This window comes from Streptomyces sp. NPDC058231, assembly GCF_042882275.1.
GTDB lineage: Bacteria > Actinomycetota > Actinomycetes > Streptomycetales > Streptomycetaceae > Streptomyces.
The window spans coordinates 19,969-36,615 of the sequence record NZ_JBHVWN010000077.1 but is presented as its reverse complement, the minus strand read 5'-3'; the positions used below and the strand labels follow the sequence as shown (position 1 = coordinate 36,615).

13 protein-coding genes and 3 pseudogenes are annotated in these 16,647 nt (G+C 70.0%); 10 read left to right on the top strand and 6 right to left on the bottom strand.

Annotated features, from left to right (window positions below):
- Window positions 1-101: 101 nt before the first annotated feature.
- Entirely contained in the window at window positions 102-2,144 is a 2,043-nt protein-coding gene (locus ACFVXE_RS32955) for an NPCBM/NEW2 domain-containing protein (RefSeq protein ID WP_389676756.1), read from the bottom strand.
- 511 nt (window positions 2,145-2,655) lie between these two features.
- On the opposite strand from ACFVXE_RS32955, the pseudogene ACFVXE_RS32950 reads away from it, so the two are divergent.
- Together ACFVXE_RS32950 and ACFVXE_RS32945 are read left to right on the top strand one after the other, a co-directional pair.
- Window positions 2,656-2,927: pseudogene (locus tag ACFVXE_RS32950) on the top strand (hypothetical protein); the annotation flags it as partial.
- A 211-nt stretch (window positions 2,928-3,138) separates the two neighbouring features.
- The gene (locus ACFVXE_RS32945; protein ID WP_389676754.1) at window positions 3,139-4,209 is read left to right on the top strand and encodes a helix-turn-helix transcriptional regulator; all 1,071 of its coding nucleotides are present in this window, start codon (window positions 3,139-3,141) and stop codon (window positions 4,207-4,209) included.
- 74 nt (window positions 4,210-4,283) lie between these two features.
- Here ACFVXE_RS32945 and ACFVXE_RS32940 read toward each other — a convergent pair.
- Window positions 4,284-5,315 (bottom strand): annotated as a pseudogene (locus tag ACFVXE_RS32940) (MFS transporter); the annotation flags it as partial.
- Window positions 5,316-5,530: 215 nt separating this feature from the next.
- Here ACFVXE_RS32940 and ACFVXE_RS32935 point away from each other — a divergent pair.
- Both ACFVXE_RS32935 and ACFVXE_RS32930 read left to right on the top strand, forming a co-directional pair.
- Window positions 5,531-6,103, top strand: a complete 573-nt coding sequence (locus tag ACFVXE_RS32935; RefSeq protein WP_389676752.1) for a DUF5565 family protein — start codon at window positions 5,531-5,533, stop codon at window positions 6,101-6,103.
- A 205-nt stretch (window positions 6,104-6,308) separates the two neighbouring features.
- Window positions 6,309-6,716: a PPOX class F420-dependent oxidoreductase gene (locus tag ACFVXE_RS32930; RefSeq protein ID WP_389676750.1), complete on the top strand. Its 408-nt coding sequence runs from the start codon at window positions 6,309-6,311 to the stop codon at window positions 6,714-6,716.
- A gap of 102 nt (window positions 6,717-6,818) precedes the next feature.
- On the opposite strand, the pseudogene ACFVXE_RS32925 reads toward ACFVXE_RS32930, so the two are convergent.
- Window positions 6,819-7,031 (bottom strand): annotated as a pseudogene (locus ACFVXE_RS32925) (hypothetical protein); the annotation flags it as partial.
- Window positions 7,032-7,187: 156 nt separating this feature from the next.
- Between ACFVXE_RS32925 and ACFVXE_RS32920 the strand changes: the two are divergent.
- Window positions 7,188-8,225, top strand: a complete 1,038-nt coding sequence (locus tag ACFVXE_RS32920) for an NUDIX domain-containing protein (protein WP_389676749.1) — start codon at window positions 7,188-7,190, stop codon at window positions 8,223-8,225.
- On the opposite strand, the gene ACFVXE_RS32915 is transcribed toward ACFVXE_RS32920, so the two are convergent.
- Both ACFVXE_RS32915 and ACFVXE_RS32910 read right to left on the bottom strand, forming a co-directional pair.
- Window positions 8,184-8,894 (bottom strand): MBL fold metallo-hydrolase, encoded by a 711-nt coding sequence (locus ACFVXE_RS32915; RefSeq protein WP_389676747.1) that lies wholly within the window; start codon window positions 8,892-8,894, stop codon window positions 8,184-8,186. The two genes, ACFVXE_RS32920 and ACFVXE_RS32915, sit on opposite strands and share 42 nt — an antisense overlap.
- A gap of 186 nt (window positions 8,895-9,080) precedes the next feature.
- Window positions 9,081-10,445, bottom strand: coding sequence for a dipeptidase (locus tag ACFVXE_RS32910; protein WP_389676745.1), 1,365 nt, complete (start codon window positions 10,443-10,445; stop codon window positions 9,081-9,083).
- A 184-nt stretch (window positions 10,446-10,629) separates the two neighbouring features.
- Here ACFVXE_RS32910 and ACFVXE_RS32905 point away from each other — a divergent pair, with 184 nt between their 5' ends.
- Window positions 10,630-11,844 (top strand): geranylgeranyl reductase family protein, encoded by a 1,215-nt coding sequence (locus ACFVXE_RS32905; protein ID WP_389676744.1) that lies wholly within the window; start codon window positions 10,630-10,632, stop codon window positions 11,842-11,844.
- A gap of 456 nt (window positions 11,845-12,300) precedes the next feature.
- On the opposite strand, the gene ACFVXE_RS32900 is transcribed toward ACFVXE_RS32905, so the two are convergent.
- The gene (locus ACFVXE_RS32900; RefSeq protein WP_389676742.1) at window positions 12,301-12,996 is read right to left on the bottom strand and encodes a class I SAM-dependent methyltransferase; all 696 of its coding nucleotides are present in this window, start codon (window positions 12,994-12,996) and stop codon (window positions 12,301-12,303) included.
- A 254-nt stretch (window positions 12,997-13,250) separates the two neighbouring features.
- Here ACFVXE_RS32900 and ACFVXE_RS32895 point away from each other — a divergent pair, with 254 nt between their 5' ends.
- From ACFVXE_RS32895 to ACFVXE_RS32880, 4 genes are all read left to right on the top strand, one after another.
- A complete protein-coding gene (locus tag ACFVXE_RS32895) occupies window positions 13,251-13,688 on the top strand; it encodes a helix-turn-helix domain-containing protein (RefSeq protein ID WP_389676740.1) in 438 nt (145 codons plus the stop codon).
- Window positions 13,689-13,741: 53 nt separating this feature from the next.
- Entirely contained in the window at window positions 13,742-14,482 is a 741-nt protein-coding gene (locus ACFVXE_RS32890) for a class I SAM-dependent DNA methyltransferase (RefSeq protein ID WP_389676738.1), read from the top strand.
- A 321-nt stretch (window positions 14,483-14,803) separates the two neighbouring features.
- Entirely contained in the window at window positions 14,804-15,340 is a 537-nt protein-coding gene (locus ACFVXE_RS32885) for an ArsR/SmtB family transcription factor (RefSeq protein WP_389676737.1), read from the top strand.
- Window positions 15,337-16,632, top strand: coding sequence for an MFS transporter (locus ACFVXE_RS32880; protein WP_389676736.1), 1,296 nt, complete (start codon window positions 15,337-15,339; stop codon window positions 16,630-16,632). Before ACFVXE_RS32885 ends, ACFVXE_RS32880 begins: the two co-directional genes overlap by 4 nt.
- Window positions 16,633-16,647: the final 15 nt, after the last annotated feature.

Sequence of the window (16,647 nt, the reverse complement as noted above, 5' to 3'; positions counted from 1 at the left end):
GCCTGTTGCCGCACGGCCCGCCGGGGGCCCGGGCCGGCGGGGCGGGCGTTCCGGCCGCGGGACTCCGACGGCTCAGTGCGCGGAGCCGCCGCTCTCCGGACTCAGCACCCGAGCCGCAGGTCCGCCCAGTCCGCGTGGTCGGAGTCGACCCCGTCCCCGCCGTCCGTGACCACCAGGCGCACCACCTGCGCGCCGCTCACGTCGGCGGTGATCTGCTGCGCGGCCGTCGCGTTGGTCAGGACCCCGGTCGACGCCGCCTTCGTGCCGTCCGCCCAGATCTCGAACGCCACCGTGCCCTTGTCACCCTTCTCGTCGTCGACTCCGACCTGGGCGGTCACTGAGCTGCACGCGCCGCCGGTGTAGAACTCGACCGCGCTGTCCGCGTGCGCCCCGAGCCCCTTGGCGAAGACGGTGCCGCCGATGGTCAGCGGATTGCCGTCACCCGCCTCGTCCTCACCGTTGCTGGTGTCTTTCTCGACCGGCCCCCAGCCGTTGGAGGCGGAGAGCTGCGGCAGATCGCTGAGATAGCTGCTGCCCGCGGGAGGCGCCACCACCACATGGGCCTGGAGCGGGACGGAGGACCGCACCCGTGCCCCGGTCGGCGAGCGGTACTGCGCGTCGAGCGTCAGGTCGTACAGGCCGGCGGCCGTGCCCGCGGGCGGTGTCACCTGCCACCGCGTGGTCAGCGCGCGGCCGGTCGGCACGGTCGCGGGTCCTGCTGCCGACCGCGCCGAGACCAGCCAGCCCGCCGGGCCGGTGAGGGAGGCGGAGACCCGCAGCGCGGGCGTACGGCCGAGATCGGTGACGGTCGTGGTCAGTGGCGCGCCGCGTCCCGCCTCCATCAGCAGGCTGCCGTTCATGGCGAGTTCCACGGCGGGCGGGTGTGCGGCCCACTTGTGGTCGGCGGCGACGCGCAGCAGTACCGTGCCGTGTGCCGGGACGGTCGCCGAGACGGCACCTGCCGTGTTGTACGACGTGTGCTGCCACAGGTCGCGCAGCGTGTAGGCGGCTGCGTGCGGCAGGCCCGCCTCCTCGGCGGTCGTCGAGATGCGCTGGGCGGACCCGGTCTCGTTGAAGAGCGCCACCACCCGGCTTCCGTCCTTCATCTCCTTGACGACGACCCAGCGTCCACCCGTGGAGGAGACCACGACGCCCTGCTTGCCCAGCGGGTCCTGATCGACCGCGATGACCTCGCGGTTGGAGAGGATGTCGAAGGTCTCCGGGGTGGCCGTGCGCAGATCGGAGCCGATGAGCAGCGGCGCCGCCATCACGGACCACATGGAGAAATGGGTGCGGTATTCGGTGTCCGTCATTCCGCCGTTGCCGACTTCGAGCATGTCGGGGTCGTTCCAGTGTCCCGGCCCGGCGGCGGTGGCGAGCGGCAGGTTCTGCTTCATGATCGACAGCATGCTGCCCCAGCTGTCGTTGATGTCGCCCGTGGTGCGCCAGAGGTTGCCGACGTCGGCTGCCCACTCCCACGGCTTGTTCTGGCCCCACTCGCAGATGCTGTAGACAATGGGACGGCCGGTGGCCTCGAGCGCGTCACGCATCGTCGTGTAGCGCAGCTTCGCGTCGACGCCCTCGTTGTTGCAGTTGTCGTACTTCAGGTAGTCGACGCCCCAGTCGGCGAACTGCTGCGCATCGCTGTACTCGTGACCGAGCGCTCCCGGCAGACCGACGCTGTCGCAGGTCTTGGTGCCCGCGCTGGTGTAGATGCCGAGCTTCAGGCCCTTGGAGTGGACATAGTCCGCAACGGCTTTGATGCCATGGGGGAACCGCGCCGGGTCGGCCTCCAGTTTGCCGTCCGCGTCGCGTTGCGGCTTCGCCCAGCAGTCGTCGAGGTTGACGTACTGGTAGCCGGCGTCCTTGAGCCCCTTCTCGACGAAGATGTCGGCGATGCCCTCGACCATCGTCTCGTTGAACTCGGCTCGGCAGTGGGTCGAGTTCCAGTTGTTGAACCCCATCGGCGGGGTGAGCGCGAGACCGTTGTCGGACTTCGGGGTGACAGCCGTCGAAGCCGCCGTGGCCGGTGAGTCCGCCGCGGCGGGGACAGCCGCCCCCGCTGCGCAGAGCACTCCCGCCGCCAGCGCTCCGATGACTCTGCTGCCGCTTCTGCGGGTCCTGCGGGTTGGAAGATGACGCATCGTTACGTTCCTCCACACTCGTGTCAGATCGGATGACATCATGTGCACGCCAATGGCGCGCGATTACGTTAGAGCCTGTTGAACTCTGTTGGAAGAGCGGCGCCAAGATGTTCGATATCTCGTCAAAGCCCTTGACTTCACCATGACTTGGGGGAGGTCTCCGAGCATGCGTTCGTTTGTGTTGGGTTGTGCCCTCAAGGCTCGATGGGGGCATGGTGTACGTGTCATGCGGTGGGGCGCATGTGCGGGGCCGTGTGGCAGGACATCGGATGTCCGGGTGCGATCTGTTTGATCGAATCACCCTCACCGCACAGCGAGGGCGACCGCTCGTCCGGCCGCCTCGGAGGCTGTACGTCGTTGCGGTCATGGTGGTCAGTGATCGCCGTGGGGTGGTTCGTCGGTGCCGACGGCGTACTCGCGCCTCTGCTCGTTCCCACGTCGTAGCCGTACGGCCGTCAACTCCCGACGGCCACCGCGAGATCAGCCTCCGGACGGCTCCTGGCCGGTGGTCCGGATCATGGCCGAGCGGGTGCACGCAGCCGTCGTGGCCGCCGCCCCGGTCCTAAGCTCTGGTACGGGATGCCCGCCTACGCGCTGGACGGCAAGATCGTCTGCTTCTTCCAGAGCGCCGAGAAGTTCAAGGCGCGCTATGCGACGCTCGGATTCAGCGACCAGGCGAAGCTGGACGAGGGCACGATGTGGGCGGCCGGTATCGCCCTGACCGAGGTGACGGCCGAGGTGGAGACGCGGATCGCCGGGCTCGTGAAGCAAGCGTTGAGCTGAAGCGACCGGAGCCCGCAGAACTGCGCTGCGCGCGGTGGTACGGCGCCGCCGGGACGGAATCTGCCGCGCTTCCTCACCCCTGGCGTCGAGCCGGCCGGCCGAGCGCGGGCACCACGTCCCGCCGGTCCGCCTACCGGCACGGCGGGCGGCGACTGCGCGGTGATCCGGGCCGCGGGCCCGAGTCCCGATCCGGACCTGGAATGATCGGTCCATGCGCGCGGCCCGGCTCCTCTCCCTCGTCCTCCTGCTGCAGAACCGGGGCACGTTGACGGCCGGAGAGATGGCCGAGGAACTGGGCGTCTCGGTCCGGACCGTCTACCGGGACATCGACTCACTGAGCGGCGCGGGCATCCCGGTCTACGGGGATGCCGGGCACGGAGGCGGGTACCGACTGCTCGACGGCTACCGGACCCGGCTCACCGGACTGCACGCCGACGAGGCCGAGTCGCTGTTCCTGGCCGGGCTGCCGGACGCGGCGGCCGACCTGGGGCTGGGCGAGGTGCTCGCAGCGGCACAACTGAAACTGACCGCGGCGCTGCCGGCCCCACTGCGGGACCGCGCCGGCCGGATCCGGGAGCGGTTCCACCTCGACGCTCTCGGCTGGTACCGGGAACAGGACGCACCGGCCTCTCTCGCAGCGCTCGCCGATGCCGTGTGGAACCAGTGCCGGATCCGGGTGCGCTATCGCCGCTGGGCGGAGCCGCAGGAGGTGGAGCGCGAGCTCGACCCTTACGGCCTGGTCCTCAAGGCGGGCGTCTGGTACCTCGTCGCGGCGGTGGATGGTGCGGTGCGGACGTACCGGGTGTCCTCGATCCTCCGCCTGGAGGTCGGGAAGGACGGCTTCGAGCGCCCCGACGGCTTCGACCTGGCCGCCCACTGGCGGGACTACCTCACCGCCTACGACGCCCGCAGGCTGCGGCTTCAGGCATCCGTCCGAATCGCTCCGGCACTGCTGTCCGCGCTCCCGGACCGCCTGGACGCGGCACTGGTCCGCGCTGTCGTAGCCTCGGCGGGGCCGCCGGATGCCGATGGCTGGGTGACGGCGACGGTGCCGCTGGAGTCGGTCGAGCCGGCGGTGTCGACACTGCTGTCGCTGGGTGCGGACATCGAGGTGCTGGCACCCGAGGAGCTGCGCCGAAGGATCGCGGAGACGGCGGCGGCCGTGCTCGAACGGTACCGGCCGCCGGATGCCCGCTGCCGGACGGAGGCCGGTGTCCTCAGCAACAGCCCGGCGGACAGGGTCGCCGGGAGCACGAGGGCGGCGAGGACCCCGAAGCCGTAGCGCGTGTCGCTGTGGTCGGTGACCGTCGCGACCAGGAACATCACCCCGACCGTCGCCGCCAGCCCGGCCCCGTTCGCCAGCCCGAAGGCCCTGCCCGCCGACGCGTCGTCGGCCGAGGCCATCAGCATGGTGCGGGAGGCGATCCTGGCCTGCCCGAAGAAGAACGCGCCCAGCGGAACGCCGACAAGGTAGCCGACGATCCCGAACTGACTCTGCAGCACCAGGCCGACGCTGCAGAACAGAAATCCCACGACGGCGATGCGCAGGTCCGGATCGCGCCTGCTGACGATCCGGTAGGCACCGGCGGCTGCCAGGAAGCCGAGGCACCCGAGGGCGTCCACCGCGCCGAACGCCGCTGCGCCCAGGCGGAGTTCACCGATGACGGCAGTGGGCAGCAGCGCGTTGAAGACCGTGACGACCACGCTCCCCTGGGCGTACAGCAGGATGAAGCGGCGCACACGCAACGGCTCGTGCGGCGCCGGCGTCACCGGTACCGGATCCCCGGCGGCGGTGGCGGTCCGCGCCCGCGCCGGGCGGCGCCCCGTCGCGGCGACGCAGAGCGCCGAGACCAGGAATGTCCCGGCGTTGAGCACCAGCAGTGGTCCGGCACCGAACGCCTGGGCGCACAACCCGCCGACCGTCGCCGACAGCAGCATCCCCGCCTGGGTCCCCATCTCGTAGCGGGCGTTGAACCGCCGCAGCCGGTCCGCCGGAACCCGTTCCTTGATCAGCGCGGAGCTGGCCGGAAAGAACAGGGCGCTGATGACGGCCAGCCCCAGATTGGCGCTGTAGATCCCGGGCCCCGGGGCGCCTCCGCAGGCCAGCCACAGCGGCAGCCCGAGTGCCAGCGCCGCACTGACCGCATCACAGCCGATCCACAGGGTCCGCCGGTCGAAGCGGTCGGCCAACCGCCCGAAGACCGGGGACAGCAGCGCCTGCGGACCGGCGACGGCGATGAAGAGCCAGCCGACGGCCATCATGGTCCGCTGCTCCCTGATCATGAGCAGCGCGCCGACGATGAGCTGGACATTGTTTCCGAGGGAGGTGGCGAACGCGGCGGACACGAGCAGCCGTTCGGACCGGCGGGGGTGGTGGCTGAGGATCATGGCACCAGTGTCCGGAGATTCACTGACACCTTCTGTCAGTGAAGATTCATGGTGCCCGGTGGACTCCCGGTCCGGTTTGCGTACGGTCACAGCGCGACCCCCGGCAGAAGCGGCAGCCGGAGGGTCACCGCCGACGCGTCGGGCCAGGAGCCGTCTGTTGCCGGCCGGTCTAAATCCTGGTGCGTGCACCGTCGTTCATTCGGGAAGATGCCGGGATGAGGAAGATTCCCACCATGTTCGTCCGTGACTTCGGCTCCCGCCCCGCGCACGTCCTGCCCGCGGTGACGCCCGGCTGCGAGTGGGTGCTCGCCGGTGAGGGGCGAGCGACCCGCAAGTACGACGGCACGTGCGTGATGCTCGACGGAGCGGGCGAGTGGTGGGCACGGCGCGAGGTGCGGCCCGGCAGGCAGACGCCGCCGAACTACGTGGTCGTCTCCACCGACGGGGAGACCGGGAAGACCGTCGGCTGGGAGCCGATCGGCCAGTCGTCCTTCGCGACGTTCCACGCGGAGGCGGTCCGGAACGGGTACACCGGCAACGGGGTCGCCGGGACGTTCGAGCTGATCGGCCCGAAGATCAACGGAAACCCGGAGCGCAGCGGCTCGCATCTCCTTGTCCAGCACGCCACAGCGCAGGACGTCGACCTTGCGGAGCTGACGTTCGAGGGCATCCGGAGCACCGTGCTGGCGCTGGCCGCGGCCGACGGGTGCGAGGGCATCGTGTGGCACCACCCCGACGGACGAATGGCAAAGATCAAGGCGCGCGATTTCGGCTCCGGCCGGTCGTGACGGGCTGAGGTGTGCGCCACGGCTCTGTGCTCACGGTCCCGTCCGGGCCGTGAGGTGATCGCGGAGAGGGGCCCGGGGTCCGTACCCGTCTTCGGCGGCGTGAGCCGTCGTTCCTGCCGGAATATCCGTGGCCGTAGCGCGAGTTGACGCCAATGGCCCCTGTGGGAACGTGACTTCCACAACTTCGACCGAAGGGATGCCGACCGTGGCAGCCGAACTCTCCGACGAACTGAAGAAGTACCTCGACGAATCGAAGGCATTCGCCACCGTTGCCACCGTGCTGCCGGACGGGCGGCCGCATCTGACAGTCGTCTGGGTGACGCGGGACGGTGACGACCTGCTGTTCTCCACGACTGCGGACCGACTGCAGGGGAGGAACGCCGCACGGGACCCGCGCGTCACCCTGCTGATCAGCCCGCCCGAGAACCCGTACACGTACGCCGAGATCCGCGGGACCGCGACTGTCACCCCCGACAGTGCCCACGAGCTGCTGAACGAGCTGGCGCACAAGTACACGGGTCAGGACTACGCCACGTTCAACCCCGCTTCGGAGAACGACGGCGAGCGGATCATCGTGCGGGTCACCCCGGCCAAGGTGACCGGCAGGCTCTGACCTCACGCGAGGACTCCGGCGTCACGACAGGGCTCCGTCGCCACGGCGGGCGTCACGACGGGCTCCGGCCGCGGCGGCCGGCGTGGCGTGGTCCGCCTGCCCACGGTCCGTCGACTGCTGCGGCATGACCACCAGGAACGCGTCCGCCTCCAGGTTCATCACGACCTCGGCCGCCATGCCCTCGCCGCGGCGTGCCGCCGCGAACTCCTCCGCCGGCCAGCTGCCCCGCGGTCCTCCCGCGGGAAACCGCTCCAGTACGGTGCGCTGCACGGTGTACCCCCCTTGCCCTCGTCGGCTCCAACGACGTCCGGCCATGCCCGTTACGGCCGTCCGGAAGCCCGGACTCGCGCGGTCGGCCACCGGCGGGCGCCCGTTCCGGCAGTCGCTTTCGCGCAACAACATCGCCACAGCCTGGTTTCCGCGGCAGGGTGTTGCGGGCAAGCCACTGGGGGCTACGGAAGAGGGGGAACCGTGATCGTCTGGATCAACGGTGCGTTCAGCGCGGGCAAGACGAGCGCCGCGCGCGAACTGATCGATCTGATCCCGAACAGCACCTTCTACGACCCCGAGGTGATCGGCGGGGGACTGCGCCACCTGCTGCCCCAGAAGAGGCTCGCCGAGGTGACCGACTACCAGGACCTGCCGATCTGGCGTCGCCTGGTGGTGGACACGGCAGCCGCGCTGCTCGCCGAGGTGCCCGGGGTGCTCGTGGTACCGATGACACTGCTGCGACAGGAGTACCGCGACGAGATATTCGGAGGGCTCGCCTCCAGGCGCATCCCGGTGCGACATGTGCTGCTCTCACCTGAGGAAACGATCCTGCGGCAACGGATCGCCGACCGCGAGGAGGTGCCGGACGACCCGGAAGCCAGTGAGCGGGTACGGCAGTGGGCGTACGAACACATCGAGCCCTACCGGGCGGCGCTCGGCTGGATCACCGCGGATGCCCACATCATCGACAACAGTGCGCTGACCCCGTACGAGACGGCCGAGCGCATTGCCGAGGCCGTACGCACCGGTGCTGCGGCAGCCTGCGAGATCGTGCAGACGCCGGAGCCGACCGCCGAGACGCTCGCCGCCGGGGTGCTGCTCTTCGACGAACACGACCGGGTACTGCTCGTCGACCCGACGTACAAGCCCGGCTGGGAGTTCCCGGGAGGAGTGGTGGAGCCCGGCGAGGCGCCGGCGCAGGCCGGGATACGGGAGGTGGCCGAGGAGATAGGGATACGGCTGGACCGGACTCCGAGCCTGCTGCTCGTCGACTGGGAGCCGCCCGATCCGCCCGGGTACGGCGGTCTGCGACTGCTTTTCGACGGCGGGCTGCTGCGCTGCCAGGACGCGGACGGCCTGCAGCTGCCCGGCTCGGAGCTGCGCGGCTGGCGGTTCGTCACCGAGGCCGAGGCCGCCACGATGCTGCCACCCCACCGGTACGAACGGCTCCGCTGGGCGTTGCGGGCCCGGGAGCGGTCAACCGTGCTCAACCTGGAGGCCGGAGTCCCGGTCGGCTGACGTCCGCAGTACCGCGGCCGCGTCGGCGGTGAGCGGATCGCCGTGCCCGAAACAGACGGTGGACGGTGTCAGCGCGGCCAGCCGCCGGAACGAGACCAGTGCCTCGGCCCGGTCGGTGTTGAACACACCCAGCATCACTTTTCCCACCCCGGCCACACAGTCGCCCGTGAACAGCACACCGTGATACGGCAGATGGACCGCGAGGGAGCCGGGTGTGTGGCCGGGGCAGTGGACCACACGTGCCCCGTCGCCGAAGTCCAGCTCATCCCCGTCGGACACCTCCCGGTCGACCCTGGTCGGCGGGGCGGCGGGCACGGTCAGCGCACGCTCGTACAGCGGACGTTCCCGGTCGAGCAGGACGGGATCGGGGATCTGCTCCTCACCACGGATCGCCGGGGCGTCGAGCCGGTGGGCGAGGATCTCGGCGTCGTACCGGTCGGCGAGCTCCTGGGCGGCGCCGTAGTGGTCGCGATGGCCATGGGTGATGACGATCCGGCTGATGCCGTCCGGGTCCAGGCCGAGTCCGCGCACCGCGTCCTCGATGGCGGGCGCCGCGTTGATGTCGCCCGCGTCGATCAGGGTCAGATCCGAGCCGTCGCGCCAGAGATACGCCTGGCCGATCGGGAAGCGGAACATGTGCAGTCGGGGGAGCACTTCCACGAGATCCATGCCTCGAACGTAAGCGGGCGCGGACATCCGCTGCACGGCGTTACGCTCCGGGCGAGCTTCGCCCGGAGCGTAAGCGCAGACGTGCCCCGACACGCCCGGCGTGAGCCGGAGGCGGTCGGGGAGCGTTCCGTCGGGCGGTCGCACCCCGCGTACGAGAGATGCGACCGCCCGGCAGGTGACGTGACGTCAGGAAAGCTTGGACGCCGCGTAGTTCTGCAGGAAAAGCGCCTCGGCCACCGACAGCCGCTCCAGTTCCTCGGGTGACACGCTCTCGTTCACCGCGTGGATCTGTGCCTCCGGCTCGCTCAGGCCGATCAGCAGAATCTCCGCCTGCGGGTAGAGCGCGGCGAGGGTGTTGCAGAGCGGGATCGAGCCACCCATCCCGGACGTCTGCATCTTCTCGCCGGGGTACGCGGCCTCCATCGCCTGCGCCATCGACGTGTACGCCGGGCTGGAAGTGTTCGCGCGGAACGGCTGGCCCTGACCCACCGGCTCCACCGAGACCCTGGCACCCCACGGGGCGTGCGCCTTCAGATGGGCGGTCAGCAGCTCCGTCGCCTCGGCTGCGTCCTGCCCCGGCGGCACCCGCAGACTGACCTGCGCCCGTGCGCCGGCCTGCAGCGACGGCGTCGCGCCGACCACCGGCGGGCAGTCGATGCCGATGACCGTGACGGCGGGCCGGGCCCAGATGCGGTCGGCGACCGTGCCGGTACCGATCAGCTCCACCCCGTCGAGTACCTTCGCGTCCGAGCGGAACTCGGCCTCCGGGTACTGCAGGCCGTCCCATTCGGCGTCATGGGTGAGACCGTCGACCGTCGTGGTGCCGTCCGCGGCGCGCAGCGACGCCAGCAGCTGGATCATCGCCGCGAGCGCGTCCGGGGCGGCGCCGCCGAACTGCCCCGAGTGCAGGTTCCCTTCGAGGGTGTCGAGCGTGACCCGCAGCATCGTCATGCCGCGGAGCGTCGCGGTGACCGTCGGCAGACCGACCCGGAAGTTGCCGGTGTCGCCGATGACGACGGTGTCGGCGGTCAGCAGCTCCGGGTGCGCCTCCGCGTAACGCTCCAGTCCGCCGGTGCCCTGCTCCTCCGAACCCTCGGCGATCACCTTCACGGAGACGGGGACGCCGCCGTTCGCCTTGAGCGCGCGCAGGGCGAGCAGATGCATGATGAACCCGCCCTTGCAGTCGGCCGCGCCGCGGCCGAACCAGCGGCCGTCGCGCTCTGTCAGCTCGAACGGCGGGGAGAGCCACGCGGACTCGTCGAGCGGCGGCTGCACGTCGTAGTGCGCGTAGAGCAGGACGGTCGGCGCGCCTGCCGGGCCCGGCAGGAAGCCGTAGACCGACTGCGTGCCGTCGGGGGTGTCGAGCAGGGCGACATCCTGGAAGTTCTCGGCGCGCAGCGCGTCGGCGACCCATTCGGCGGCCGCCTCGCACTCGCTCTTCGGGAACACCGCGGGATCCGCCACCGACTGGAACGCCACCAGCTCGGTCAGCTCCGCCTTCGCACGGGGCATCAGTGAGGCGACGGTCTCGGAGATCGGATGGGCGGTCATGGGCACGCTCCTCGTGGGTGCGACGTTATGTGTACGAATCCGTCTGCATGGGTGCCGAGTGTGCGGCATTGCATGTATGACGAACGCACGGCCGATCCTCCCACAGCAGGGACCGGTCGCAAGGCGCCGTAGGATGCCGTGAGCAGCTTGGGCCACTGGTCGGGATCGGGAGCAGAAGCACATCGTGAGCAGCGAGAACGCAGACGCCGGACGTGAGCTAGAAGAGTCGTCCGTGTGGGATGTCGTCGTAGTCGGCGCCGGACCGGCCGGAGCCTCCGCCGCATACGCGGCGGCGGTGGCCGGGCGGCGGGTGTTGCTGCTGGAGAAGGCGGAACTGCCCCGCTACAAGACCTGCGGCGGCGGAATCATCGGGTACTCGCGCGATGCGCTGCCGCCCGGATTCGAACTGCCGCTGCGGGACCGGATCCACGCGGTGACGTTCTCGCTCAACGGCAGGCTTGCGCGGACCCGCCGCTCCAAGCGGATGCTCTTCGGCCTCATCAACCGGCCCGAGTTCGACGCCGGCCTGGTCGAGGAGGCGCAGAAGGCCGGCGCCGAACTGCGTACCGGGGCGACGGTGACCAGGGTCGAGCAGCACGGCGCCTCGGTGCCGGACCGGCGTACGGTCGCCGTGGTGCTCTCCGGCGGCGAGACCGTCCTCGCCCGTGCGGTCGTCGGCGCGGACGGCAGCGCGGGACGCATAGGGGCCCATGTCGGGGTGAAGCTCGACCAGGTGGACCTCGGCCTGGAGGCCGAGATTCCGGTCCCGGCCACGGTCGCTGAGGACTGGGCCGGACGGGTACTGATCGACTGGGGTCCGATGCCGGGGAGTTACGGCTGGGTGTTCCCGAAGGGCGACACCCTGACCGTCGGTGTGATCTCGGCGCGCGGTGACGGCGCGGGGACCAAGCGGTATCTGGAGGACTTCGTCGCCCGGCTCGGCCTTGCCGGTTTCGAGCCGAAGATCTCCTCCGGGCATCTCACGCGCTGCCGGAGCGACGACTCGCCGTTGTCCCGCGGACGGGTGCTCGTCTGCGGCGACGCGGCGGGCCTGCTGGAGCCGTGGACCCGAGAAGGTATCTCGTTCGCCCTGCGCTCCGGGCGGCTCGCCGGTGAGTGGGCGGTCCGGATCGCGGAATCGCACGACGCGGTGGACGCCCGTCGCCAGGCGCTCAACTACGCCTTCGCCATCAAGGCCGGGCTGGGCGTCGAGATGGGCGTCGGACGCCGCATGCTGAAGCTGTTCGAGCGCCGCCCCGGCATCCTGCACGCGGTGCTGACCGGATTCCGCCCGGCCTGGACGGCGTTCGCCGGAATCACCCGGGGGACCACCTCGCTGGCCGAGCTGGTCCGCACCCATCCGCTGGCGCAGCGGGCCTTGTCGGCCATGGATCGCTGAGGGCTGTCCCGGTGATCCCAGGCGGACGCGGGACGGCAGCCGCGGCGCCGCCTCGCCGTGTCGCCGGAAAGCCCGGATTCGCCCGGTGCGAGGTCATTCCTGCGCCTCGCGGCGCACCGCGGCCGATGTCGTGCCGGTCCGCCAGGGATACGGGGCACCCCCTGAGACTCTGACCGGGCTGCCTCGCGGGGCGCTTCAGGTACGTGTCCCCGTCGCCGATCTGCCGGAACGGTCCGGTCGCGTGCGCTGCGAGAACGCTGCTCCGCCGCGCGGAGGCGCGGCAGGCGACGCCGGCCGGTCCGTGAAGTCCTGGCCGACCTTTGTGCGGGCGAGGGGCTCCGGCCCTCCTCGGGGTGTGATACCGGTGGGCTCGCGCATTCAAGTGTCGCCGGTTCTGGCGCTTGGGAGACGGAACAGTGACTGTGCGCGTTCGCCGGGGGCAGGGGTTGCGTGCTGTCAGGGCCGCAGAAGCCTGACAGCAAGGAAGCACGGAGCCTGGTGGAGCTTGTTGTAGGCTGTTTCGTCGAGTTCTCGCAGGCCGGGCGTCGGGCGAGGCTCGATGAGCCTTTCAAGCACGAATCCGGCGGCCAGCAGCTCGTTCAGGAACGTTTCCAGCGGCATGCGCTGGTAGTGGACTGCCAACGGGCCCCCAGCGAGCGGGAGGTCAACCCAGTCCTCGGCGTAGTACGAGCCACCGAATTTCCGCCAGTCAGCCGTCGGGTGGGTCGTCGAGACCAGCAGCCATCCTCCGGGACGCAGGACGCGTCGTAGGTCGCCGAGGAGACGCGGCCGATCGGCGATGTGGTGGAGCATCAATGCGCACACGACTCCGTCGAACGACGCGTCGTCGATGAAGTCCAGCGGCTTCTCCGCGTCGTGCATGCGCAGTTCGGCCCGGTCACCCAATCGCTCCCGCGCGTGACTCAGCAGAGTTGCGCTGCCGTCGATTCCGACTACCTCGGCACCACCCGTCAGGAGTTCGGCCGCGTAGTGACCGGCCCCGCAGCCGACATCGAGAATCTTCAGCCCGGCAACATCCCCCGCCAGCGCGAGCATCGCCGGCCGATCGGTGTGTGCGTTGTAGGGGCTGGTGTCGGCATTCTTTACGAAGTAGTCGCCGACTTCGTCGTGGTAAGCGGTCTCTGCAGGCATCGTGACAGCATCGCGCCGGTGGCTGCCGACCGCGAGCGGTTTTGTGCAACCCAGGGTGCGTCCGGTCAACGGCTGCCTTGACTCGGGTCTGATTGCGGTCGGCTCGTCTTCAACTGTCGCAAGTTCTCCGCGGGGTCCAGCCGGGTGGTGACCGCCGGGTGGACGACCCAGCCCGTCTGCACCCGCTGCCTGGCCGGTCACCCGGCTCGACCGGCTCTTCTACTCCGTCCAGAACCTCATCATCACGTAACCCGGTGATAGCCGAGAGCCTCAGCGACGACCGGTGCGGGCAAGTGGTCTCCGGCGGCGCATCGGCTCCAAGTGCCTCCGGCCGAGACCATCCGGGCTTCTCCGCCTCGGCGGCCGTCGAGCAGAACATCGACAGGAACACCCTCGAAGGACGCGACTTCTTCGGCATGATGTCCGCCTTCGCCACCCTGCACCGCGAGTTCGTGCTCGCCGCCACCAACGACGGCCTGGCCGCCGCCCGCGCCCGCGGCAACCCCGGCGGACGCAAGTCCAAACTCACACAACACCAGGTCGACGAACTCCTTCAGCTCCACAGCACAGGCGCATCCGTCCAGCAGCTCGCTCGAACATTCAAGGTCTCGCGCGGCACGATCTACCGCCACATCAGCCTCGCCGGCGAAGCAACGAGCCCGCCACGACGAAACGAGACGGGGCACCTGTGATGACCGGCGAAATTCACGCGCGCCGCGACGAGCTGCCCCAGTACGGTCCAGCGATGGACGACCAGGACGGTTACTTCGGAGAGCGTGTTGCGGCGGCCTACGACGAGTCGTCAGGGGACATGTTCAAGCCGGGCGTCATCGACGAGACGGTCGGCTTTCTGGCGGACCTGGCCGATGGCGGCCGGGCCCTCGAACTGGGCATCGGGACAGGGCGCATCGCGTTGCCACTGGCACAACGCGGAGTCCAGGTCCACGGCACCGACTTGTCCCGAGCGATGATTGCCCGGATGCGTGCCAAGCCAGGCGGTGACGCGATCGGCGTCACCGTCGGCGACTTCGCGACGACGAGAGTGGACGGGACGTTCTCCGTCGCATACCTGCTCTTCAACACGATCATGAATCTGACGACGCAGGCGGAGCAGGTCGCCTGTTTCCGCAACGCCGCCGCTCACCTGGAACCCGGAGGCTGTTTCGTCATCGAGGTCCTGATCCCCAAGCTGCGAAGGCTCCCAGCCGGGCAGAACGTCGTGCCCTACCACGTGAGCCCGACGCGGTGGGCCTTCGACATCTACGACGTCGCCACCCAGGCGACGACTTCGAACTACATCGAGGTCGTCGACGGCCGCGGCGAGTACAGATCCATTCCGTTCCGGTATGTGTGGCCGTCGGAACTCGACCTGATGGCCCAGCTCGCCGGACTGCGACTGCGCGAGCGGTGGGACGGATGGACACGGGAAGCCTTCACAAGTGAGAGCCGTCAACACGTCTCGGTCTGGGAGAAACCCGCCGACTGACCACCAACCGGGCACCCTCTCGCGTCAAGAGTTGAGAACAACGGGGGGAGCCGTCAGCGCCGACGGCTTCCCTCGGCAGCCAGTGCCGGAAACGCAGACTCACGGACACGATGAACTGAGACGCCGCTCTCCAATTGCGCCTGGCAGACACGACAAGCCGAGACACCGACATCGGCACGTCTCACCACACAGCGCATCATGCCTGGTCAGCGCCATACCTCAGCGCTAGATCCAATGAGACGGCACGTGCCGGACGGCAGATTCCGGGAGTTCGCGTGAAATGCCTTGCGCAATGGTCAAGAATCGTTGACCATTGCTTGCATGCCTACCGATGATCTTCCCGAGACGTTTCACGTCACCACGGACGAGCAGCTGCGCGCCGTCTCCAATCTCACGCGTCACCGGATCATGGCCGTGCTCCGCTTCGAGCCCGCGACGATCACGCAGATCGCCGAGCGGGTGGGCCTTGCGAAAGGGAGTTCCAGCTATCACGTACGGCTGCTGGAGCGGGCCGGCCTGGTGAAGGTGGTACGGACGCGGAAGGTGCGGGGTGTCACCGAGCGGTACTACGCGATGGCCGCGCGGGCGATCGCGCTGCCGGATCCGGGCGAGGGAGGGCCGGATGTGCTGATGCGCCATGCGGTGGCGGACCTGGAGGCGTCGCCGGTGGATGAGCGGCACGTAGGGATGGCGCATCTGCGACTCACCGAGGAGCAGTTCGCGCAACTGGGGGCGCGGCTGCGGGCTCTGGCGGACGAGTACCGGGAACTGTCCGATCCGTCGCTGCCGGACGCGTCACTCGTCTTCGCACTGTTCCACCCGGCACCGCGCGAGCAGGCCGAGGGAGGCGCCAAGTGACCTCAGACATTCGGAAGTTGCCGACCGGGTTCGGACGGCTGTGGACCGCGCAGACGATCTCCTCGCTCGGTGACGGGGTAACGCAGGCCGCCCTGCCGCTGCTCGCGTTGACGTTGACGCGGGATCCGATGGCGCTCGCCGTCGTCACGGCCGCCGGGACGCTGCCGTGGCTGCTCTTCGGGGTCCTCGGCGGTGCGCTGGTGGACCGCTGGGACCGCCGGCGCACGATGTGGGTCGCGGACACGGCACGTGCGGTGCTGCTCGCGATACCCGCGGCGGCGGCCGTGCTCGACGTGCTGAGCATTCCGCTGCTCGCGGCCGTCGCCTTCCTGCTCGGCCTCGGTGGACTCTTCTTCGACACGGCCGCCACGGCCTATCTGCCGGATCTGCTCCGCCGAGACCCCGCACTCCTGGAGCGCGCCAACTCCCGCTTGCGCGGCGCCCAGACCGCCATGTCCGGCTTCGCGGGGCCGCCTGCGGGCAGTGCGCTGCTCGCGCTCGGGCGGGCGGTTCCGCTGCTCACCGACGCGGTGTCGTTCATGCTCTCCGCACTGCTCGTACGTACGCTGCCCGCCATGCCCCGGCCCGTGCCGGAGGTCCGCGAGTCGCTGCTTCGGCAGGCGCGGGCCGGGGCCTCGTACGTCTTCCGGGACCGGGTGCTGCTCGGGCTCGCGCTCCGCCCGGCGGTCGGGAACATCGCCTTCCTCGCTGTGGAGACCGTCCTCGCCCTCTTCGCCCACGACCGCCTCGGCATCGACACCTACGGCTTCGGCCTGCTCCTCACAGCGGAGGCCACCGGCGGCCTGCTCGGCGCAGGCATCGCCTCCCACCTTGGCCGACGACTCGGCACCGGCACCGCACTGACCTGCACAGCCGCCGTCGAAGGGCTTGCCATCCTGGGCCTGGCCGCTGCCCCGAACCCGTACGCGGCCGGGCTGGCGCTCGCCGTCTGCGGGGCGGGCATGGGCGCCACGATGGTGCTCGCGCCCTCCCTCCGGCAGGCGATAGTCCCCGCCCACCTCATGGGCCGGGTCGCCTCCACCTCCCGCATGCTGGCCATGTGCGCCGCCCCCGTCGGGGCCTTCCTCGGCGGCTGGCTGGCCACCACCTACGACATCCGCACCCCGCTCTACGCCGCCGCCGTCCTCCTCCTGGCGATGACGGCCGTCACGGCATCCATGACCAGCAACCGCCGGGTCGAAGCGGCGCTGCGTGCCGCCGCCCCGGTCGGCGGTCCAGATCACCCGGCATCCAAGGATCCCGCCCAGGAGAGTTCACCTGACCTGGTGTGATGCCCTGCCGCGAAG